The 20,806-nt window shown below is 54.3% G+C and carries 20 protein-coding genes; 6 read left to right on the top strand and 14 right to left on the bottom strand.

Going from position 1 to position 20,806, the window contains the following annotated elements:
- Positions 1-8: 8 nt before the first annotated feature.
- From NQZ67_RS15980 to rlmH, 4 genes are all read right to left on the bottom strand, one after another.
- The gene (locus tag NQZ67_RS15980; RefSeq protein WP_257447758.1) at positions 9-401 is read right to left on the bottom strand and encodes a hypothetical protein; all 393 of its coding nucleotides are present in this window, start codon (positions 399-401) and stop codon (positions 9-11) included.
- Between the two features lie 366 nt (positions 402-767).
- Positions 768-1,673, bottom strand: a complete 906-nt coding sequence (locus tag NQZ67_RS15975) for a nucleotidyl transferase AbiEii/AbiGii toxin family protein (protein WP_257447756.1) — start codon at positions 1,671-1,673, stop codon at positions 768-770.
- On the bottom strand, positions 1,673-2,281 hold the full coding sequence (locus NQZ67_RS15970; RefSeq protein WP_257447754.1) for a type IV toxin-antitoxin system AbiEi family antitoxin domain-containing protein: 609 nt from the start codon (positions 2,279-2,281) through the stop codon (positions 1,673-1,675). The genes NQZ67_RS15975 and NQZ67_RS15970 overlap by 1 nt, the downstream gene beginning before the upstream one ends.
- A gap of 273 nt (positions 2,282-2,554) precedes the next feature.
- Positions 2,555-3,034 (bottom strand): 23S rRNA (pseudouridine(1915)-N(3))-methyltransferase RlmH, encoded by a 480-nt coding sequence (gene rlmH / locus NQZ67_RS15965; RefSeq protein WP_257447751.1) that lies wholly within the window; start codon positions 3,032-3,034, stop codon positions 2,555-2,557.
- 231 nt (positions 3,035-3,265) lie between these two features.
- Here rlmH and NQZ67_RS15960 point away from each other — a divergent pair, with 231 nt between their 5' ends.
- Positions 3,266-3,421, top strand: a complete 156-nt coding sequence (locus NQZ67_RS15960; protein WP_257447748.1) for a DUF1540 domain-containing protein — start codon at positions 3,266-3,268, stop codon at positions 3,419-3,421.
- 191 nt (positions 3,422-3,612) lie between these two features.
- On the opposite strand, the gene NQZ67_RS15955 is transcribed toward NQZ67_RS15960, so the two are convergent.
- Positions 3,613-3,780, bottom strand: coding sequence for a CxxH/CxxC protein (locus tag NQZ67_RS15955; RefSeq protein WP_257447727.1), 168 nt, complete (start codon positions 3,778-3,780; stop codon positions 3,613-3,615).
- Positions 3,781-3,976: 196 nt separating this feature from the next.
- Entirely contained in the window at positions 3,977-4,570 is a 594-nt protein-coding gene (locus NQZ67_RS15950; protein WP_257447725.1) for a TetR/AcrR family transcriptional regulator, read from the bottom strand.
- Between the two features lie 233 nt (positions 4,571-4,803).
- Here NQZ67_RS15950 and NQZ67_RS15945 point away from each other — a divergent pair, with 233 nt between their 5' ends.
- Positions 4,804-5,562, top strand: coding sequence for an SDR family oxidoreductase (locus NQZ67_RS15945; RefSeq protein ID WP_257447723.1), 759 nt, complete (start codon positions 4,804-4,806; stop codon positions 5,560-5,562).
- A gap of 100 nt (positions 5,563-5,662) precedes the next feature.
- Here NQZ67_RS15945 and NQZ67_RS15940 read toward each other — a convergent pair whose 3' ends face one another.
- Complete coding sequence (locus tag NQZ67_RS15940; protein ID WP_257447721.1) at positions 5,663-7,051, bottom strand: S1C family serine protease; 1,389 nt, start codon at positions 7,049-7,051, stop codon at positions 5,663-5,665.
- A 112-nt stretch (positions 7,052-7,163) separates the two neighbouring features.
- Here NQZ67_RS15940 and NQZ67_RS15935 point away from each other — a divergent pair, with 112 nt between their 5' ends.
- On the top strand, positions 7,164-7,391 hold the full coding sequence (locus NQZ67_RS15935) for a hypothetical protein (RefSeq protein ID WP_257447718.1): 228 nt from the start codon (positions 7,164-7,166) through the stop codon (positions 7,389-7,391).
- On the opposite strand, the gene NQZ67_RS15930 is transcribed toward NQZ67_RS15935, so the two are convergent.
- From NQZ67_RS15930 to NQZ67_RS15900, 7 genes are all read right to left on the bottom strand, one after another.
- Positions 7,360-8,166, bottom strand: coding sequence for an MBL fold metallo-hydrolase (locus NQZ67_RS15930; RefSeq protein WP_257447716.1), 807 nt, complete (start codon positions 8,164-8,166; stop codon positions 7,360-7,362). The two genes, NQZ67_RS15935 and NQZ67_RS15930, sit on opposite strands and share 32 nt — an antisense overlap.
- A 261-nt stretch (positions 8,167-8,427) precedes the next feature.
- Positions 8,428-9,198, bottom strand: coding sequence for a two-component system regulatory protein YycI (gene yycI / locus NQZ67_RS15925; RefSeq protein WP_257447712.1), 771 nt, complete (start codon positions 9,196-9,198; stop codon positions 8,428-8,430).
- Positions 9,199-9,252: 54 nt separating this feature from the next.
- On the bottom strand, positions 9,253-10,917 hold the full coding sequence (locus NQZ67_RS15920; RefSeq protein ID WP_257447709.1) for a two-component system activity regulator YycH: 1,665 nt from the start codon (positions 10,915-10,917) through the stop codon (positions 9,253-9,255).
- Positions 10,914-12,779, bottom strand: a complete 1,866-nt coding sequence (gene walK / locus NQZ67_RS15915) for a cell wall metabolism sensor histidine kinase WalK (protein ID WP_257447706.1) — start codon at positions 12,777-12,779, stop codon at positions 10,914-10,916. Before walK ends, NQZ67_RS15920 begins: the two co-directional genes overlap by 4 nt.
- On the bottom strand, positions 12,776-13,525 hold the full coding sequence (yycF, locus tag NQZ67_RS15910; protein ID WP_257447704.1) for a response regulator YycF: 750 nt from the start codon (positions 13,523-13,525) through the stop codon (positions 12,776-12,778). The genes walK and yycF overlap by 4 nt, the downstream gene beginning before the upstream one ends.
- 176 nt (positions 13,526-13,701) lie before the next feature.
- Complete coding sequence (locus tag NQZ67_RS15905; protein ID WP_257447702.1) at positions 13,702-15,291, bottom strand: M23 family metallopeptidase; 1,590 nt, start codon at positions 15,289-15,291, stop codon at positions 13,702-13,704.
- A 141-nt stretch (positions 15,292-15,432) separates the two neighbouring features.
- The gene (locus NQZ67_RS15900) at positions 15,433-16,146 is read right to left on the bottom strand and encodes a hypothetical protein (protein ID WP_257447699.1); all 714 of its coding nucleotides are present in this window, start codon (positions 16,144-16,146) and stop codon (positions 15,433-15,435) included.
- Positions 16,147-16,565: 419 nt separating this feature from the next.
- Here NQZ67_RS15900 and NQZ67_RS15895 point away from each other — a divergent pair, with 419 nt between their 5' ends.
- The 3 genes from NQZ67_RS15895 to NQZ67_RS15885 all read left to right on the top strand — a co-directional run bounded on the left by NQZ67_RS15895 (position 16,566) and on the right by NQZ67_RS15885 (position 20,801).
- Positions 16,566-18,113: a spore germination protein gene (locus NQZ67_RS15895; RefSeq protein WP_257447695.1), complete on the top strand. Its 1,548-nt coding sequence runs from the start codon at positions 16,566-16,568 to the stop codon at positions 18,111-18,113.
- 6 nt (positions 18,114-18,119) lie between these two features.
- Entirely contained in the window at positions 18,120-19,298 is a 1,179-nt protein-coding gene (locus NQZ67_RS15890; protein WP_257447692.1) for a Ger(x)C family spore germination protein, read from the top strand.
- A gap of 288 nt (positions 19,299-19,586) precedes the next feature.
- Entirely contained in the window at positions 19,587-20,801 is a 1,215-nt protein-coding gene (locus NQZ67_RS15885) for a GerAB/ArcD/ProY family transporter (RefSeq protein WP_257447689.1), read from the top strand.
- Positions 20,802-20,806: the final 5 nt, after the last annotated feature.

Raw genomic sequence — 20,806 nt, 5'->3', positions numbered from 1 at the left:
CTGTTCTATTAATCGTATTTCAAGCCCTCATACACCTTGTTGCAATCAGGGCATTTCGCCGTACATGAGCGATCATAATCCAACCTCTCATTCCCATTGTACCTTTCTGGATATGCCTCCACCTTTTCCACCAACAATAGACCACCGCAATCGCAAAAGAACATTATTCCACCTCCTTCAAGTTCAGCTTCCAAGTCTAGCTGTTCCCGTTTATTACGGTAATCTTCTTCGGTAGCGTACTTCCACTGAGCATCGAGAAGCATTTCCGACCACTTCGTAATGTCAATCTGCGATTCAGAATAAAGTCGCTTTAGCATCGTCTTCAATTGATCCTCGGAATACAACCCATCGTAATAATCCGCATATATTGTTTCAAGTTTCGTCATCATCTCATCTTTCAAAACGAATGACACCTCCAATGGACTATACTCATATTGCTATCTTACCAGATTTATAGTCTGAACAGTCTCCATATCTACTTTGATTTCCACTCTCCGCTTTACCACTACTTGTGATACGGTTCACCCAAAGTTATCTCAGTGTGTTGTTCCTCGGGATTAATCTTTTAGTTCATTTTATTTCTGAACTATAAAATAATAAATAGGACGAATCCGACTTTTACGGTTCGTCCTGTTCGTCATTTCAACATCCTTTAATTAAACATATTTATGATTGGCTCTCGATAAGTTCTCCGTTTTTCCATAGTTCAATTGTATTGAAGTCCGGCTCATCGTCATCAATAAATGAACGATAACTATCCTTTAATCCTATGACCATTTTTGAGTTTCAGGATTCCACGTACCAAAAAATTCGTCCTCATCTAGTAAGGAGTTATAAACAGGCAACAAGAATTCTTTAAGTTTACTCATTAAATAAGAGAATTCTACCTCTGGTAATCTAGTTCTTCTTAAGAAGGCTAGCCATTGCGTTTGTTTCTGCTCATCCACAAATTCGTCTGTAAACAGTTCATGGTCTCTTCTTATATCAGTTAGCCTTTTTTCAAAAGTTTCTTTAATTGCTTCCGATAAAATTCTACCTTCAATTGTTGTCGTCGTTAAGATATTATATATATCAAAAAAGTCCTTCATTCTACTATTTAATACCGATAGCTTAATCATTGCCTCAAATTTCTCGGCTACAACAGACTCTAGGGAATAAACCCTGATATTAGGTGCTGGTAACTCACTTTCAATGAAAACAGGATAGTCAAAATCCTTTGGGTTAGGTACCACAACATCACTAAAACCCATATCCAACTGAACTTGGCTTCTGCTTTTCTCTAAAAACGATGTAATTGTAACTCTAATACCATGATAATCAGCATCTTCAGTAATTGTTTCAGCTTTAATACCTTCAATATCATACTGAATACCGTCTTCTACCTCAATGCTACAAATTTCTTTAAAAATCTCAATCATTCTATTCTCATTATTACTTAGATTCTTAACTAGAAAATCAGCATCTCGTGTTGGTCTGGTCTTGAATCCAGTAACTGAATAGAGGAACAAGCCACCTTTAAGAATAAAGTAATCTCTATAGGGTGATATCGACAATCGATAGAGAAGTCTCTCCTGAGAGTATAACAATTGAATTAATTCGTTTGTCTTATCAGATTCCTTTGCAATTGATAATAATTTTGCTTTAACTGAAGCTGCTATGTTTCTTCCACTCACTAAATTATCACCTCGAGATACTTCTCCATATCCTTGACGTTAAGTTCTTTTCCATATTTCTTCAGTTTAAATAAATTTCTATCTTTTCTATTGAGATAATTCCTTAAAGCTTCCTTCATAATATCTAGACCGTATTTATCTTTATAACGAATTATATCACAAATCGTTTTTTCCATATCATAAATTTGGAAAGACTTACCCTCCACCTGAACTTCCGTAATTCCTAACTCGTATTGTTTCTTCGAAAAATATAAATATTTAATCGGAGGATGCGTTATCGAATTAAGTCTTTTCTTTGACCTCAAGATTGCGACATAATGCTCCCAAGGTGTATACGTTGTAAGCTTGTAGTACGAAAGAGCGGAGAGTAAGCAAATAACTCCTCCTGGAATTAGCACGGAAATAGTAACAAACTCATCAAAATCTCGTGACTCAGTGTTACTTAATTTATACAAACCTTTCTTTATTCTTTCTATAACACCTGCATTTTCAAACTTTTTAATGTAATAAAGACTTATCCCATTATCTAGAAGTTCCTTGGTTTCAGCGAATCCTGAATTATGATTGAATATCTTCATCAACATTTCAGTGGTATCTTTTCTAAGCATATCGCCACCTCCTTGCTTTTAATAATTCTACTGCGCTTTACCAAAAACTATACACTTTACAGTTAAAAATTAGCTTACTCTCTGCACCTTTCTCTATTTTACGATAAAGTATGTGTTTTTTAAATAACCATACTGCAACATGTTGGTTTTCTCATCTTTACCCTCATTTTTTTAATGTTTTACTGCACAATCCTGAAAGGTGCAGAGCATTGTTAAACTTTTTGTTCAACATGTCTTTATTAGAAACACTTAATTCCATCCTGCGCTTTACCACTACTTGTGATACGGTTCACCCCGATTAATCTTAAACGCCCGATACACCTGCTCCAGCACCAGCACCTTCATCATCTGATGCGGATAGGTCATCCGCCCGAAGGACAGCTTCTTGTCCGCCCGGGCCAGTACGGCGCGGGACAGGCCGAGCGAGCCGCCGATGACGAAGGCGACAGAGCCGCCGCCGTAGATGGCCTGCTTGTCCAGGTGGGCGGCGAGCTGCTCGCTTGTCCATGTCTCGCCCTCGATGGCTAGTGCGATCACATTCGCATCGGGCTTAATGGCCGCGAGGATGCGCTCGCCCTCCCGCTCCTTCACCTGCTCGCCCTCGGCGGCGCTCATGTTCTCCGGCGCCTTCTCGTCTGGCACCTCGCGCAGGTCCAGCTTGGCGTAAGCGCCGAGTCGCTTGGTGTATTCGGCTACCGCGTCGATCCAGTATTTCTCCTTCAATTTGCCTACCGTTATCAATTGTATGTGCATCGCTGTACAAGCTCCTTCATCGTTTAGAGGACCGCCACGATCACTCGGCTCGGACAAGCCTCCTCTTTTTGTTAAGGATATTGTAGTCGAATCAGCAGCAAGAAGTCGACCCGCACTCCCCAGACAACAAACAAACCCGGCTCCTCTCCAAATTAGAGATTCAAACCGGGCTGTCTGAGGTATATTGAGGTACACCGTTAGACCATCCTAATGCCAAGGAGGTGAGAACCCATGGCGAAAGATGTTCTGTGCGAAGTGAATTCCTGCAAGTATTGGGGTGCAGGCAACCAATGCAATGCTTCCTCCATCTACGTTGTCAGCCACCGCGGCAAAAAAGCGAGCAACTCGGAAGAAACGGATTGCAAAACGTTCGAACCGAAGGTGTAAAGCAGTACCCACCTGGGCAGCCGAGCCACCGGCTGTCCTTTTTCCTGCTCCCTTCTATGTTAGCCAATAATGATAATTATTATCAGGCGAAGCGGAAAATTTTATCCGACCTGGCCGCCCCGTTCCCACTAAAGGCGAACCGGCCAGCGCCCAGCCTTTCGAGCGCAGCGCGGTTCCCTGTCATAACCGTCTTATACAACCAAAAACTCCGCCGCCGCGTCGCAGAAGTCGCATTTTCTCGGCGGGTCCCAGTCGGCGAACTGCGTCTCCTTCAGGTCGACAATGTCCGGCGCGTCTTCATATTCGTCGACAAAACGTTCCAAAGCATGTTCAATACACGGTTTGCATACACAATACATACGATTTCGCTTCCTATTCTACAGGTAGTATGAGATCTTACGTTATATACAGCATAGCAGAACTTGTCGACTCCTGTGAAGCATTGCTCTTAACGGCGCACCAAAATCCAAGATTCCCCTGAACTAAAGGGGAGCAAGCCAAAGGCCGCAGAACCCTCGCCACCACGCTCATCAAACTCAAGAAGCCCTCACCGCCCTACTTCTTCACATGCGTCCTCGCCGCCCCCGGCCGATGATTCAAAATCAGCACCAGCTGCTCCTGCATATAAGCCGGCTCGTACTGGAACCCGCCCTCGATCCAGTGGAACACAAGTCCCATCAACGCGTTCATCGAATAAGCCTGCATCAGCTCCTGGTTGAGCGGACCCGTCCGGTCGTGCTCCAGATCCTCGTTCGAGATCCGCTTCACCGCCGAGAACATCTTCTCCTTCACCATCGGCAGCACATCGCTGCGGAACAGCACCGTATACTCGTCCCGCCGGCTGTAGATGTGCTCGAAAATTTTCACCGCGGTCGCCGGCATCTCCTCCACCTTGAATAGCTCCACCTGATCATACGGCGCGCGGAATGCGGCAATCAGCTCATCGATCAGCTCGCCCAGCACCTCGTCCAGCAGCGCTTCCTTGTTCTCATAATGCGTATAGAACGTCCCCCGGTTATAATTCGCCGTTTCCACGATTTCCGTTATCGACACCTGGGAGAAGCTTTTGACCGCCATCAGCGACAGCAGCGCCTCCTTCAGCGCCAGCTTGCTCCGCAAGACGCGGCGATCGACCGTCGACTTCCCCATATGCCGCATCCCTCCTTATTTTCCGCAAAAAAGTATTCAACAATCCCCGTTCCATTGTCTATTATCGCAGATTTGAAAGCGGTTTATATATGGTTTGTCCCAAATCCATTATAGTATAATAGCCTCAACAGATGTACTCTATCGTACACCTGTTCAATAACGGTAACCCCTTTCTCCTACGCATCAGTCATTAGCAACAGCGCATACGATCACAAAACCGAGGAGGAACCACAATGAAGCTTCAAAACAAAGTAGCCGTCGTCACAGGCGCGGCATCCGGCATGGGCAAGGAAATCGCGATTCTGTTCGCCGCGGAAGGCGCCAAAGTCGTCGTCTCCGATCTCAACGTCGAAGCAGCAGGCAAGGTCGTAGAAGACATTCAAGCAAAAGGCGGAACGGCTCTCGCCGTTGCGGCCAACGTAGCCAAAGAAGAAGACGTGCAGAACCTGATCGACTCCGCGGTCAAGGAATACGGCACGCTGGATATTCTCATCAATAACGCGGGCATCATGGACAACTTCGTTCCGGCAGGCGACCTGACGGACGAGCTCTGGGAACGAGTATTCGCCGTCAATACGACGGGCCCTATGCGCACCATCCGCAAGTCGCTTCCGATCTTCCTGGAGAAGAAAAGCGGCGTTATCGTCAACATCGCATCCGCAGGCGGCCTGTACGGTTCCCGCGCGGGCGCGGCTTACACGTCCGCTAAGCATGCCGTTGTCGGCCTGACCAAGAACGTCGGCTTCCAATACGCGAACGAAGGCATCCGCTGTAACGCGATCGCTCCGGGTGGCGTGAAGACGAACATCGCGACGTCCCTGACGTCTCCGAATCCATTCGGCGCGGGCCGCGCGATGGCCGGCATGAACCTGAACCCTCGCACCGGCGAGCCGGAAGAAGTCGCGAAGGTCGCGCTTTTCCTCGCTTCCGACGACGCCAGCTTCGTGAACGGCACCGTCATTACGGCTGACGCCGGCTGGACGGCTTACTAAGCCAACTTAGGCAACCAACATGTATCGCACGCCCGAAAAAAATAAGCCGGGACAAAGCGTCACCAGACGCTTTATCCCGGCTTTTCTCATGCCCGCCGCCTTACTCCTCGGCCGAATTCTCCCCTAGCTTCAGCTTCACCGACTTCAGCTCGCCGTCCCGGTAGAAGGTCACTTCGAGCTCGTCGCCGATTTCCTTGGAGCCGTACAAGTATTTGCGAAGCTCCATCGTGCTGCCGACCTTCTTATCGTCGAGCTTCACGATGACATCGTTGAACTGCAGCCCCGCTTCCAGAGCCGGACCGACCGCCTCGAGCACAATGACGCCGGACAGCACTTCATCCGGCAACTGAATGTCCCCTGCGGAGCCTTCCAAGCCCTCCTCTTCCGAAGAAGGCTCATCAGCGGACTCTTCCTCCGAACGTCCCTTCTCGGATTCAGAACCATCTTCTCCCGATTGCTCCTCCTCGAACATCTCTTCCATGTCCTGCTGCTCCCAGTACTGCTCCAGGTCCAGCGTGTACACGCCTAGATAAGGGCGGGGCACGTAGCCCTTCTCGATCAGGCTCTCCACGATCGGCATCGCGTTGTTGATCGGAATCGCATAGCCGATGCTTTCGACGCCGAAGTCGGCGATCTTCATGCTGTTGATGCCGACGACGCGGCCGTCGAGGTCGATCAACGGCCCGCCGCTGTTGCCTTGGTTGATCGCCGCATCGACGCGGATGACCTCCTGCTCCCAATCGATGACGCCGTTCTGGTTCAGCGATACGGGGATCGTCTCCTTAATGACGCTCACGACGCCCATCGTAATGGACTCGCCCATGCCGAGCGGGTTGCCGATCGCCATGACGAATTCCGCCGCCTGAAGCGACGAGGAGTCGCCAACCTCAGCGACCGTCTCGATGCCCTTCGCATCGATCTCGAGCACCGCGAGATCCGTGATTTGATCCGACCCGACGACGCGAGCCTCGCGCACCTCGCCGGTCGTGAGCACCGTTTTCACTTTCTCTGCATTTGCCACGACATGGTAGTTCGTCACGACGAACGCCCTGCCGGCTTTTTTCGATATAATAAAGCCCGATCCGACGCCCGCTTCCCGTAGCACGCCCGAGCCGTCTTCGCCTTCTTCTAACAAATCGCCGCCGATGCCGAGCTCGAAGGTCTGCTCGTTAATGACGCTGACCACTGCCGGCCGCACCTTGGCCGTTGCGTTGATCGTCCTCTCCGACGGATCGGCCGACACCGCCGCGTTCGCCGGCAGATCACCGCCGCCTCCGCTTCCCCCGAACCCGAAGCCGCCCATGAACACCCCGAACAACACGGTTGCCGCGATGGCGCTCGTGAACGAGGACACGAATGCGATCCGCAGACTGGACCATTTGCGATCGCCGCTGAATGAGGACATGCGGCTCCCCTCTTCGCGCTGGCTTCTGCGCACCGTGCGTCTCGACACCTTGGTCGAATAAAAATCGTCATCGAAAATGCTCACTGGAATCGCTCCTCTCCAAGCTGCGGAACTAGGGGAATTTCATAATCTAGGAATGTTTTCGGAAGAAATGACTACAATAATAATAGATTCAAAGCCAAAGGAGCGATTATTGATGAAATCCAAATCCATGCCGTCCCCCGCCTGGGAGCACGTTCAGCTTGCGGCCAAGCTCGCCGATCTGAAGGACGACCACTACCGTACCGTACTTACGCTCAGCGCGATGCTGGAGTTGTTCGTGGAGAAAGGAATCATCAGCCGAGAGGAGCTCGCCGCCAAGGCCGAAGCGCTCGACGAGCAGCTCGACTCTCTTATTTCCGCTTCACTTCATCCCATGGCGTAGGCCGGTCATAGAACGTTTTGCGAAGCGGAAACTCATCCTGCTTATAAAATATTCCGTGGTTCTCCAATATAGAATTGACCGTTAGCAGAGCTAGGTCCATCTGATTGTGGTCGAGGCTGAGATGGGCCAGATACACCCGCTTCGTGCGGTCCGTCATGAGCTCGATCAGCGCTTCGCCCGCCGCCACGTTGGAGAGATGGCCGACGTCGCTTAGGATGCGCCGCTTGATGTTCCACGGGTAACGCCCCATGCGAAGCATCTCCGTGTCGTGATTCGATTCGAGCACCAGCACGTCGGAGTCTATGATCATCCGTTTGACCTTCTCGCTTACATAACCAAGATCGGTTGCGAGACTCAGCTTCTCGCCATGCTCCTCGAAGCAATATCCTACCGGCTCCGCGGCATCATGAGAGATCGGGTACGACTGCACGCGCATTGGACCGAAGTCCAGCGCTTCGCCCGTCTCCATCACGACCCGCTTCTCCGCCTCTATCGTACCGACATGCCGTTCCATCGCGGCCCATGTCGCTTCATTCGCGTAAATTGGCAGCTCGTACTTTCTAGCAAAAGCGCCGAGCCCTTTAATATGATCCGAGTGTTCATGGGTCACGAACAACGCGTCCAGATCATGTCCGGCCACGCCGCGTTCCCTCATCAGCTCTTCTAGTTTTTTTGCGCTTAACCCAGCGTCTACCATTATCGTCTTATCGGCGCCTTGCACGATGGTCGCGTTCCCCGTCGACCCGCTCGCCAACACTGTAAATCGAAGTCCCAAACCGTCCAGTCCTCTCCCGCTTGCCAAGCATTTATTGCTATGTCCATTGTACCTCTGATTCGTCGAAAATACCTCTGTTGTTTTCTGCCTGCCGCACAATTTTTTCGGATGAAATCTATGAAAATACCTCTAGCTTTTTCACTCTTACACGCGTTGAAGCCGCTCTATGAATCGCAGCTTCTATCATGCTCCGTTTCTTGTAAGCTAGCTCGCCCGCTTCTTCCTCTCGCTTGCCAGGCTGCGTTGCTCCCTCTAGAACATTTACTGCCCAAGGGGCAAGCCCGACGGGTCGACGGTCACTTCATCGCCCGCGCCTTCCGTCGTGACTTCGCCGCTTATGGCGTGAACGTAGAATACTTCGCCGTCCTCCAGCGTCACGCGCCAGGATGGGGCGGTCACCTGCTCTTCGGAGTCGAAAATTTGACCGTGATAGCCCAGCTGAATGTCCGTGATCTCCGATCCTTCCTCGATATACGTCTCGATTAAGGAAGCGACGACCTTCGCGGCCGGAATGACCTGCTGCGCCTCGCCCATCTTGATGTCGTCGACGAGGTCCTGCTTGTAGCCCGTCACCTTCAAATCGCTGTAGTACAGCTCCAGCTTCACGTTGAACATCGGCCGGCCTTCCGCCATCCGGTGGAAGACCGCAACGCCATCCCGGCTGCTTTGCAGGTCGAAGCTGTATGATTCGATGTCCGGTATCTGGCCATCCATCGCGCGGATCAGTTCCGTCATCGAGAAAATTAACGCGCTGTCCACCGGCTTCTCCAGCACCTCCGGTTTCTCCAGCTTTCGGCTGTCCGCCTTGAGCAAGTACGACAGATCGCTCAGCTGGGGAGTGCTTCCGGGCAGACTGGCCGATAACGTGATCCGTTTCTGGTTCATCAGCTGCACTTTATCGGCCGGCAGCTCCGCCGTGTTGACGTTCGCGTTCAATTGCTCGCGAAGGTCAACCCAGAGCTGATAGCCGAGCAGCACGTTCAGCATGAGGAACGATATGATCAACACGCTTTTGGCTCTTCCCCAATCCACCCTCCGCACCTCCTCGCTTTATTCAACAATTTCGCCCTGGCATTCGCCCTAACATTATTCGAACGCTTCAAATAATCCGTCGGCGTTAGGCTCCGCCGGGAACACTTCGGCCGATTGCTCGTCCAACGGGTCCGACGAGTCGGATGAATGCTCATCCTCCGCCTGTCCTTCTTCTTCGGCAGTCCCAGCGAATGTACCCGGATCCCCCAGCGTCCAATCCGCGGTCTGCCCGTCAGACTCCGACGTTTCGGCAACCGAACCGACTCCTCCTGCAACCGCCTTGCCATCCGCGTTTCCGCCGTCCGCGGCTGCCGTTCCGATCTCTCCGCCAGTCTGCGCCTCATCATCCGCATTCGCCGGCTGCCCGCTTGCGTCCTCAGTCGCGTCCGGCGCATCCTGCGTCGTCTTCACGGGCTCGTAGCCTGCAGGATAAGCCTCGAGCAGCACTTCTTCCGCTCCGCCCGCGAGCCGGACGACCCAGACGGGTACGAACATCAGGCGTCCCTCCTCCAGCAGGACGGACTTCAGCGCCGGGAACAACGCCGTCACTTCGCCGCGGCGCGGGTAATGCTCCAGCATATCCTCGACCGTCTCGCCGCCTTGCAGCCAGCGCGGCGTGCGCGACTCCGATCTGGCGCCGAGCGTAATAAGCGAACGCGCGTATTCCGTAATAACGCCTTTTTGCAGCGTCAGCTGCATATGTCCGTATTGGAAAGCCGGCGTGTCGACGACCGGATAATGCTCGATGTATTTGCGGAAGGTGACGTACTTTGCCTCTTCCTCCGGCGACGCGCTCATAAGCCGATATGTGCCGTCCCAGCCGCCGTGGTCGTTGATGAAATTGACCGACACGTAGACGTTCTCGCTAAGCGGCGTCTCGTTGCTGGTCGTGGCGGCCGGGTTCGTGTAGTTGATCCACAAGCCTCCCTGCTCGACCTTCAGCCCCCGTTTGCCGTCCGTGAAGATCTGCGAGCCGCTGCGGTCCACGAAAGCCCTCGTCGTGCTGGAGTCGAAGAACAAGCTGCGCTGCATCTGCTCCGGGGTATAGGTCTCGTACGGGAACACCATCTCCGTCGCCATGAACGGCTCCTCCGGAATATAGAGTCCGTCCGCCGTCATCCGGTACTCCGGCAAATGCTCGCCGAAGCCGACGTAATCCTGAACGTCGCGCACGGTAAGGTCGGCGCGCACCGACTCGTAGACGATGTCCTCCTCGCTGCTGAAGAAGAACGTCCGGATCTCCTCCGTGCCTTCCGTCTTCAGAATCCAGATGTTGTCGATCCTCTCGTTCAGAAACAGCAGATCGCCCTCCAGCTTGAGCAGCTTCTGCAGCAGCTCGACCGAAATGCCGTCCGCGAAGCGAAGCTCGATGCCGATATCGGTTTTGCGCACCTCGTCCCAATCCAGAATCGAAGCCGGGCTCCGCTGGAAGCCTTTGAACTCCCGCCCGACGATGCGCTGGTTCAGGATCATCTCGTAGAACTGCGTGCCCGGATAGATAACGGTGTGCTTGTCCCCGCCCTTATGGAGAATGATCTCCTCCGGGAAAATAACGTTCTCCACGCTCGACGCCGTCCCCAGCGTCTCCGGGTTCACGTAATTCTGCTCGCTTCGGATCGCGGCGCCGAGACCTGGCATACTGTAAGCCAGCAAGTAGCTCTGCAGCAGGCTAAGGGCGACCAGAACGATCAGAATTGTCGTTTTCGCTTTCTCCATCATTCCGTCTCGCCTCCTTCCTGCAGCAGCGGGAGCGTGAACGACACGGTCGTGCCTTCATTCAGCTCGGAATGCAGCGAGATCGTGCCGCCGTGCGCTTTCACGATTTCCCGGGCAATCGACAAGCCGAGGCCCGTGCCGCCCATATTGCGCGAACGGGCCTTGTCCACCCGGTAGAACCGGTCGAAGATACGCGTCAAATCCTTCTTTGGAATGCCAATGCCGGTATCCTTGACGCTGATCTCGAGCAGGCTGCCGTCTCCCGTCTTGCGCGCGGCAATCAGGATCGTTCCGCCATCCAGCGTATACTTGATCGCATTGGAAATCAGATTGTCCAGCACTTGGTCGATCTGGTCGCGGTCGAGCCAAGCCTTCTTCAGCCCGCGCTCCACGCGAACCGTCGCCCCGATTGATTTCTGCCGCAATTGGAAAGAAAACCGGTCCGCCACCTCGTCCAGCATCTCATGGATATTCGTTTGGCGCCTTCGCAGAGGCGCCTGATTCGAATCGAGGCGCGACAGATGCAGCAGGTCCGTGACGAGACGGATCATCCGCTCCGTCTCGGTGCTGATGACGCCAACGAACCGCTCCGCCAGCTCGCGTTCTTCGAGTGCGCCGTCGCCCAGCGCTTCGGCGTAGCTCTTGATCGTCGTCAGCGGCGTGCGAAGCTCGTGGGAAACGTTCGCGACGAACTGCCGGCGGGACTGCTCCAGCTTCTCTTGCTCCGTGAAGTCCTGGAGAACGGCAATCGTGCCGGTCATACCTTTGCCCCGGCGATGGATCGGCGTGAACGTCACCCGCAGCAGACTGCCTTCGAGATCGACTCCGGCTCCACTTCCGACCGACTCGGCGGGCTCCCGGTTGATCAGGATCGTCCGGCCGCGGCCGGACTGCAGCTCCGCCATCTTCTCCGTCGACAGGCCCAGCAGCTCCGACAGCCGGACATCCTGGAACGTCTCCACGTCCAGGAGCTCAAGCGCGCGGCGGTTCCAGACGATGATGACGCCCCGTTCGTCGGCGGCCACGACCCCGTCGCTCATATTGGAGAGAACCGAAACCAGCTTCTCGTTCTCCTCCTCGTTCGCCGAGAGCGCTTCCTTCAGCCGGCTGGTCATCTCATTGAACGCCATGCTCAGGCGGCCGATCTCGTCATAGCCGAGCACGGGCGCCTTCAGGTCGAACCGGCCGTTCGCCACCGCCTCCGCCTGCCTCGTGAGGCCTTGAATCGGACTCGTGATCGTATGGGCGAGCAGAATGCCAAGCACGCCGGTCAAGCCAAGAGCGATGAGCGTGCCCGAGATGAAGATCTGATTGACCCGGTTCACCGTCTCGTACAGATCCGTCATGGAGGCGACGACGTAGACGGCGCCCACCACCTTCTCGTTATACGTGACGGGCAGGGCGATCATCTTCTTGCGCGTGTTGTCTTCGTCGATAATCTCTTCTTCATTGTCCGGTATATTCTGAAGCGCGCGGCTGACCGCCAGCGACTTGTTCTTCTGCCCGATGTAGCTCTGATGCACCTGCAGCGAAGTAGCCACGACCGTGCCGTTCGCGTCGAGCACCTGCACCTCCGCGCCGCTGATGCTGAACAGGTTGCGGACGACGAGATTCAGGTCCTCCGTCGTGTTGACGGTCGACTCGTCGCCCGCTTCCTGATTCGGACCAAGACCTAGGCTCGGCGCCGCGAATCGGGCCAGCATCTCCGCCTGCTCCTTCAGATTGTTGGTGAAGCTCGTAATGAGCGAGTTTTTGACCGTGCTGATGAAATAGACGCCGATCAACTGCATCGCTACAAGGATGAGCAGCAAATAGATGATGACGAGCTTAACTTGAATGGTGCGGAAGAAGCTCCGCCCCTTCATCCGTAACCGAAGCCTCCCGATTTCGGATTGCGCATCATGTAGCCGAGACCGCGCCGGGTCATAATATATTCCGGCCGGCTCGGATCATCCTCGATCTTCTCCCGCAGGCGGCGGATCGTCACGTCCACCGTGCGCACGTCGCCGAAATATTCGAAGCCCCATACCGCCTGCAGCAGATGCTCCCGCGTCATCACCTTGCCGCTGTTCCGCGCCATATAATATACGAGCTCGAACTCCCGATGCGTCAGATCAAGCGGCTCCCCGTTCTTGTAGACGACGTACATGTTCGTGTCGATGAACAGATTGAACAATCGGAGCCCTTGCTGCTCCTGCTGCCCGTCCTGCTGCGCTCCGCCCTCCGCGCCATCGGCTTGTCCGCTCTTGTTCTGGCGGCGCAGATGCGCCTTTACCCGTGCGAGCAATTCCCGCGTGCTGAAAGGCTTCGTTACGTAATCGTCCGCGCCCAGCTCGAGACCGAGCACCTTGTCGATCTCCGTATCCTTAGCCGTCAGCATAATGATCGGCATATGCAGCTTCGTCCGCACCTCGCGGCAGACGTCCATGCCATCCTTCACCGGTAGCATAAGGTCCAGCAGAATCAGATCCGGCTGCTCCTCGAACGCCAGCCGCACCGCTTCCCCGCCGTCGAAGGCGCAGATGACCTGATGCCCTTCCTTCTCCAGGTTGAATTTCAATATATCCGCAATCGGCTGCTCGTCGTCGACCACCAGTATTTTGCCGTGCATCGTCCCACCGCCCGTCGTTTGTCCTATGTAATGTCTCTATTCTAACATACAGGGTTGCAACCTTCACAATGAAACTTCCTTCATAAGCGCTGTAACGACGCCCCCTAGACGAAAAAAAAAGCACAACCCGGTATGCAACCAGGCTGCGCTTCTTGGCGTTTATAGGGATAAGAAAATTATAAGTACTTAAGCGGGTTCTGCGGCGTGCCGTTCTTGTGAATTTCGAAATGCAGGTGCGTGCCGGTCGAGTTGCCCGTGTTGCCCATGATGCCGATTTTGTCGCCCTTCTCGACCTTCTCGCCTTCTTCGACGGAGTAGGAATCCAGGTGACCGTACAATGTCTTGTAGCCGTTCTGATGGTTGATGATAATCGTCTTGCCCGTTCCCGTGCGGTAGCCGACGAACTCGACCTTGCCGGAATCGGATGCCAGAATGTTCTTGTTGCCGATGAAGTCAATGCCGGAATGGAGACGTCCCCAACGCTGGCCGTACTTGCTCGTGATGCGGTAGCTCTTGACCGGGATCATGAACTTGCCCGTGCCTTCGCCGAGCACGACCATCGTGCCCTTCTCGACGATTTCCGTAATCGGTTCGACGACGACTTCCTGGCCCACAAGCTCCTCGGTAACCACGTAGCCGTTCTGCTTCTCGATGCGGTATGTCAGCCGCTGCGTGCCCTCGACGCCCTCTTGAATGATCTTCTGCTCGCCGACGCGAACCTTGTCGTTCTTCCGCACTTCGACTGGCGGCGCGATGCTCTCCATCTCGACCAGCGTCTCGACCGTGCGAACGGTCAGCTCCGGCATGAGAACCGTCAAGTCCAGCTCATCGCCGATCGTAATCTTGTCATCCTCGATCCAAGGGTTGTTCTCGTAGATGACCTGAGGAGAGATGTCGAATTTCTGCGCGATGCAGCCGATACAATCCCCGGCCTGTACAATATATTTCGTTGGTTTGGTGCTGCCGTCAATGATCTTCTTGTAAATCTCTTCGCCTTCCGCGATTTCCGTCGGAGCGACGTCGACGCTTGTCACTTGGACTTCCTCGACGAAATCGACTTCCGTCACGACGCGTCCCGGTTCGGTCAGCTCCTCCGCCGCGGCTTCTTCGCCGGAAGATGCTTCAACCTTGCCGTCTTCGGTGTAAGATAATGTCGTAACCGATTTAGCGGTCTTGGCCGCTGCCGCCAGCTCCGGCGCGAACTTGCTCTGCACGCGCTGCAGGATGCTGTCCGCCGTCGCTTGATCCTTCACGATGCCGATGAGCTTGCCGTCGATCTTCACTTCTACGCCGACGGCGTGTGAAGTGAACTTGCTCTCCAGCTTGGCCAGCGTCGACTCGGTCTCGGGCACCGCCTTGAAGCCTTTATCGATCTCGTATGTAATCTCGCCCGTATCCAGGATCATGTTAATATCCGGATTGGACTTCTGCATCTCCGCCGTCTCCGCCGCGATCAAGCCGTCGATCTCGTCCGGCGTTCCAACCGTGCCTACTAACTCGCCGTTCATATATACGTGATAGAATTCGAATGTATTGCGTTCTACGTACTGGGAATATTGTTGATAGCCAATCACGCCGGCAACCGTAACGAGGACCGCCGCTCCGCCGATAAGCTGAGCCGATCTCCTCCGCCATAGCGGTGGAGAAACGATCACGTCTGCCGTTTCTTGCTGCTCTTTCAAGTCTTGCGAGCGCGTACGTCTGAAGTATTGGGTCGTTCGTTCCCAAACCTTCTTCATACGACTCATGTCCCTGAAAACGGTCATGATAGTCTCCTTTTCGCACTCTTACAGAGAGATTTGCGAGTTCCGAACATGAAAAAAGGCGAATTCTCCCGTCGGATCACTCGCCTAATACTTTAACACAGCGTTAATTAATGGGGCAACCTTTGCCATCATAACGTAATATTAATATTTTTTCAGAATCTCCATCATCTGCTCGTATTCCGACTCGTCCAAATGCTGCGCCATGATCTGCTGAACATTCGTTAATTCCTGTTCCGTCAGGCCGTTTTCGACATAGGTGGAAATCTGCTGCAGGGCTTCCTGGGGCAGCTTTGTCATGAGCATTTCGAACAATTTGGCCTTGTCCTCTTCGCTTATTTCATCCTTCGCCGCCTCGATTTCGTCGGTCGTCACCGCCGTCTCCGTGCCGTCGATCCCTTCCGCGGAGCCATGATCATCCACGCCCCCGAGGGCACCGTCCGTACCTTCCGCCGTACCTCCCGCCGTTCCTTCCTCTACGACTCTATCGCCCTCCGGCTCGCCTTCTCCGGCCGCCTCGCTGCCTCCTCCGCCGCCGATGTCCGTAATCGGAGCTTCTTCGCTGATGCCGCCGAACGCTTCCTCCGACGCCGGCTCTTCTGCCAATGAGTCATCGCCGGTCTCGGACGCGAGCTCTTCCTTCTCTTCGACATCGGATACGAGAAGCGGATCGCTTCCCCATAGATTGCCCCAGACGCCCGACATCGCCATCGGCGGCACCTCGATCGGAAGCTGGAATTGTTTTAATAGGGCTTCCACGTAGCTCGTTACGATATAGCCTGTCGTCCAAATCGATAGAAAGCTGATAATGAGCCCCGCGGCCACCAGCTTGCCGATCCATGTCACGCTTTTCCACATGCGCCTTCACTCCTAACTCTTAAAGAAGTTGTTCAAAAAGTCCACTTTTGATCACGAAGCATATCGGGGAGCCTACTCGACGTCGAATATCGAATTCAGCCGGAACTTCCGGTGCTCACGTAGCTTCCACTACGTTCCGCTCCTCATTTCCTAGCTTCATCCGATCTACAGCGTTTTTGGAAAAAACGCAGCATCGGAAGCATTAGCTTAGGTGCTGAAAACTGGACTTTTTGAACTCTTACTTGAATAGCAAGTAAGTCTTCCCTCTCTACGCGCGTCAACGTCTCTATCTACCATTATGGTCAACGAGATAGGCGGTCATTCCGCATAATTGGTTTCGCATGAAAATAATTACATGAATTTCTTGCGGATCGCGCACACTAGTGGACAGCAATTGATTGGAATGGAGAGGATCGCTTATGTCATCCAGCCCTCCTATGCCCGTGGACCAAGCATTAGAGCGTCAGAGGGCGCTTCTGTCCCTGAGCCTGAGCGGCCAGCTTGACCAGGACATCGGCATTCTGAGACAGCTGTTCGAAGACGGCTCCGACATTATCTTCCGCGCGTTCAGGCTGGCCAACGGCGCCGATCTCGCGCTTGTTTATGTGGACGGGATGACGGCCATCCAGGAGGTCGACATGTCAATCATGCGGCCGCTGAAGCAAAGAACGGATGCGGATACGCCAGCGGACTGGTCGTCTCTGCTGATGGAGGTTACCCTGCCGTCATCCTCCAGAATCACCACGATGGAGGATGCCAGCGATGCCATCTCCAGCGGCTCTACGCTGCTGCTGATGCAGGGTGAGGCAAGCGCCGTCGTGTTCAGCATGCCTTATTGGAACTCGCGGTCCATCACCGAGCCCGAAGCCGAGAGCGTCATTCGCGGGCCCCGCGAAGGGTTCGTCGAGACACTGAGGCTTAACACCGTCATGCTGCGCCGCCGCATCCAGTCGCCGGCCTTCAAGCTGAAGGAGCTGAAGATCGGCCGCTATTCGAAGACGACCTGCGCAATCGCCTATATGGACGGCATCGTCGACCCCGGTCTGGTGGCGGAGATGGAGCAGCGGTTGAAGCGGATCGACGTGGACATGCTGATCGACAGCTCTCTTATCGAGGAGTTTATCGAGGACGATCCGTTCACTCCCTTCCCGCAGGTTCAGACGACGGAGAGGCCGGACGTCGTAAGCGCCGCGATCATGGAAGGCCGCGTGGCCGTTCTCGTGAACGGCTCGCCGATCGCCCTCATCGCGCCCACGACGCTATTCATCCTCATGATGTCGCCCGAGGATTATTACCAGCGTTCGTACGTCTCGACGGCTATTCGATGGATTCGCTTGATCTTCGCCTTTATCGCCGTCTTCATGCCATCCATCTACGTTGCCGTGCTCTCTTATCACCAGGAGATGATTCCGTCGACGCTGATGCTGACCATCTCGAAATCGCGGGAGCAAATTCCGTTCCCCGCGCTGGTCGAAGCGCTCCTTATGGAAGCGACCTTCGAGGCGCTTCGGGAGGCCAACGTCCGACTGCCGAAGCAGGTCGGCTCCGCCGTCAGTATCGTTGGAGCGCTCGTTATCGGACAAGCGGCCATCTCGGCCGGCATCGTCTCTTCGCCCATGATCATGGTCGTCGCGATCACCGGCGTCGCCTCGTTCTTGATTCCAAGCTATCCGCTTGGCTTGGCGCTAAGGATTATCCGGTTTCCGATTATGCTCGGCGCGGGCATCCTTGGCCTGTACGGCATCGTGCTCGTCGCCATGATGCTTACGATTCATCTGCTCGCGCTCCGTTCCTTCGGCGTCCCGTATCTTTCGCCTATGGCTCCGCTTATGTGGGATCAGCTCGGGGATACGGTCATCCGGGAACCATTATGGGCACACGACACGAGGCCGCATTGGACGGGGGGCTTACGGAACAAGCTGCGACTAAGAGCGCCAAAATCTAAGCAACACCATGCAAAGGAATGATGGTAGATGTCGGCAAAACTCCGCAGATTATGGGCATTTCCGTGCTGCGCTTGTTTGCTCTTGCTTATGACCGGCTGCTGGGACCGGACGGAGATCAATGATCTTGCCATCGTCACGGCCGCGGGCTTCGATCTGACGGAGGATAACAAAATCAAGCTCTCCGTTCAGATCTACGCGCCGGGCAATCCCGGACAGCAGCAGGGCTCGATGGGCAGCGAACCGCAGATCGGGGGCAGCGAGGCGCTTGTCGAAAGCGCCGTCGGCTTGGACTCCGCCGATGCCGCGGCCCAGCTGCAGGAGCATTTGTCCCGGAACATCTTCTGGGGGCAAGCGGATATTTTCCTGATCGGCGAGAAGCTAGCCAAGCATGGGATCAGCGAACCGTTGGATTTCCTGACGAGGCATCCCCATCCGAGGGAAAGAGCCAATATGTATGTCATCAAAGGCTCGCCGGAGGACATATTGAAATGGCAGCCGAATATCGAGCGCAACAGCGCGGAGGTCATGCGCGAGATGGCCGTGATCCAGACCGGGCTCAACATTACGCTGCTGGAGACGCAGGTCAGCCTGGCAAGCGAAACTCGCACCGCGCTCATGCCGATTATCAAGATGACGAAGAGCGGCAACAAAGCCAGCCCCACTCTTGTCGGAGCGGCTTCCTTCCGGAACCTGAAGCTGTCCCAGGAATACAACGTCAAGAAAACGCGGGGCCTTCTCTGGCTCCGCAACGAGATCAGAGAATCCACCATTACGACCAAAGTGGACGGCAGCGAAGGCTTTGCTTCCTTGAACGTTTTCAATACCGCTTCCACCCTGATCCCAAGCATCGGGAACGGCAAGTGGAAAATTAAAGTTAAGCTCCTGGCGACCGGCAATCTGACGCAAAACTCGACGACGGCGAACCTCTCCTTGCCAGTGGAAGTCAAGAAGCTGGAGGAGGCGTTCAAGAAAGTGCTTCAGGAGCGCATCGAGGGCTCCGTAAGGCTTGCCAAGAAATCACGGACGGACGTTCTCGGGTTCGCGGAGCAGTTTCACCGGCACTATCCAAAGGAATGGCGCGCGAGCAAGAAGAACTGGGAGGAGCAGTTCACCCAAATCGAAGTAGACTACGATATCACGCTGCGCATCCGCAGAATCGGCATGACCGGACGAAACCAGTTCCTGATCGAGGAAGAGGAATCGTAAGGCAGGATCTTCTAAACATGGGAGGTGATTCGCTTTGCTGTATGCGTTAGTTGCGATTATGGCTGCTCTCACGGTATATCTCGACCGCAGAAATTTGCGGCATAAACGGGTTGCCGTCGTTTGTGCCGTTCTATATGCGGCGGCTCTCGGCATTGCTTTCGCCTCTATTGCGAACCGTGATCTGCCGGGACCTACCCAATTTTTTATATGGCTGCTGGACCCCGTTGCGAAAGCTTTTTTCCAAATTGAGGCAGGAAATTGACCATGTAATAACAAGGAGGCGACTTCATGCTTGAACGCGGCAAAATATCGTCTTCCATGCTGGCCTGCATGATGTACCTGACTATATTGGCTACGTCCATGGTCGGAGCGGCCTCCATGAACTATCGTTTAGCCGGGCCCAATATGTGGCTGACGCCTTATATTGGTTCATTCAGCGCACTTCTTCTCATTATCATTTTAGTCGGGCTCCATCGTTCGTTCCCGGGCCAATCGTTAATCGAATACAGCCCCTTGCTGCTCGGCAAGTGGATGGGCAAAGCGGTCGGCCTTCTTTTTCTGACGATATCCGCTCTCCAAATCTCCCATCAAGCCCGGCAGTTCGGCGAGCTGGTGAATCAATATTTTTTCAAGGAAACGCCTCTTGCCGTGGTCATCGGCTCCCTGTTCTTCGTCTCCGTGTTCGCCGTTCGGTTCGGCGTTGAAGTAATCGGCAGAGTCGCCGTTCTGTACATGCCTCTGATCGTAACGATCGTGCTGACCTTCTCTCTGCCCTTCTTTAAGGATATGGAGGTCGGCCGGCTGCTGCCGTTCATGGAGAACGGAGTCATGCCCGTCATAAGGGGCTCCGTTTACGTCCAGCTGTGGATGCCTATGTACGCCTACATCACGTTTTTCCTTCCCTTTGTCCGTGACAAGCAGCGCGTTTCCAAAATGCTGTTGATCTCGCTGTCGGCCATATCGGTGACGCTGTCGGGCATGCTGGCTCTGACGGTCGTAGTGCTCGATAACGCGACGCCGCTTTACGGCTTTCCGTTTATGGTTTTGGCGCGTTATTTGACGTTTTTCGAATTTTTGGAGCAATTCGACTCCGTCGTCATGTTTTTCTGGGTCGTTGACGTTTTCGTGCGAACGATCGTCACGTTTTATGGCCTAACGATCGGCGTCGCCCAGTGGATGTCGCTTCCCAGCTACAAAGCGATCAGCGTCCCGCTCGCGGTGCTCGTCGTGGCGCTCAGCTTCTGGGGCCTGCCCCGCGTCGTGGACTTCACGGCCAGCGGCACCCATATGACATTCGTCTATATCGCCGCTTACTTCATAATCCCACTCTTGCTGTTCTTGGCCGCCGTTGCGCGGGGCAAGTGGAAGCCTGCGGGCGCTTCAGGCTCCTCTTCCGGCTCCACAGAGGGTTCGGAGTCCTCGGCCCAGACTAAGGACGCAGAAGGCTCTCCGGGCGCGACAGACTCTTCAGACGCCGAAGCCCCCTCTCCACAGCCAAATTGAGAAAA

This window comes from Paenibacillus soyae, assembly GCF_024623455.1.
Classification (GTDB): Bacteria; Bacillota; Bacilli; order Paenibacillales; family Paenibacillaceae; genus Pristimantibacillus; species Pristimantibacillus soyae.
The sequence above is the reverse complement of the archived record's forward strand: the minus strand, read 5'-3'. Positions and strand labels throughout refer to the sequence as shown.

Bases quoted from the DNA above. Each gene is read 5' to 3' on its own strand.
- NQZ67_RS15970 (WP_257447754.1), bottom strand. From the start codon at position 2,281: ATGCTTAGAAAAGATACCACTGAAATGTTGATGAAGATATTCAATCAT.
- rlmH (WP_257447751.1), bottom strand. From the start codon at position 3,034: ATGCACATACAATTGATAACGGTAGGCAAATTGAAGGAGAAATACTGG.
- NQZ67_RS15960 (WP_257447748.1), top strand. From the start codon at position 3,266: ATGGCGAAAGATGTTCTGTGCGAAGTGAATTCCTGCAAGTATTGGGGT.
- NQZ67_RS15955 (WP_257447727.1), bottom strand. From the start codon at position 3,780: ATGTATTGTGTATGCAAACCGTGTATTGAACATGCTTTGGAACGTTTT.
- NQZ67_RS15950 (WP_257447725.1), bottom strand. From the start codon at position 4,570: ATGGGGAAGTCGACGGTCGATCGCCGCGTCTTGCGGAGCAAGCTGGCG.
- NQZ67_RS15945 (WP_257447723.1), top strand. From the start codon at position 4,804: ATGAAGCTTCAAAACAAAGTAGCCGTCGTCACAGGCGCGGCATCCGGC.
- NQZ67_RS15935 (WP_257447718.1), top strand. From the start codon at position 7,164: ATGAAATCCAAATCCATGCCGTCCCCCGCCTGGGAGCACGTTCAGCTT.
- NQZ67_RS15920 (WP_257447709.1), bottom strand. From the start codon at position 10,917: ATGATGGAGAAAGCGAAAACGACAATTCTGATCGTTCTGGTCGCCCTT.
- walK (WP_257447706.1), bottom strand. From the start codon at position 12,779: ATGAAGGGGCGGAGCTTCTTCCGCACCATTCAAGTTAAGCTCGTCATC.
- yycF (WP_257447704.1), bottom strand. From the start codon at position 13,525: ATGCACGGCAAAATACTGGTGGTCGACGACGAGCAGCCGATTGCGGAT.
- NQZ67_RS15905 (WP_257447702.1), bottom strand. From the start codon at position 15,291: ATGACCGTTTTCAGGGACATGAGTCGTATGAAGAAGGTTTGGGAACGA.
- NQZ67_RS15900 (WP_257447699.1), bottom strand. From the start codon at position 16,146: ATGTGGAAAAGCGTGACATGGATCGGCAAGCTGGTGGCCGCGGGGCTC.
- NQZ67_RS15895 (WP_257447695.1), top strand. From the start codon at position 16,566: ATGTCATCCAGCCCTCCTATGCCCGTGGACCAAGCATTAGAGCGTCAG.
- NQZ67_RS15890 (WP_257447692.1), top strand. From the start codon at position 18,120: ATGTCGGCAAAACTCCGCAGATTATGGGCATTTCCGTGCTGCGCTTGT.
- NQZ67_RS15885 (WP_257447689.1), top strand. From the start codon at position 19,587: ATGCTTGAACGCGGCAAAATATCGTCTTCCATGCTGGCCTGCATGATG.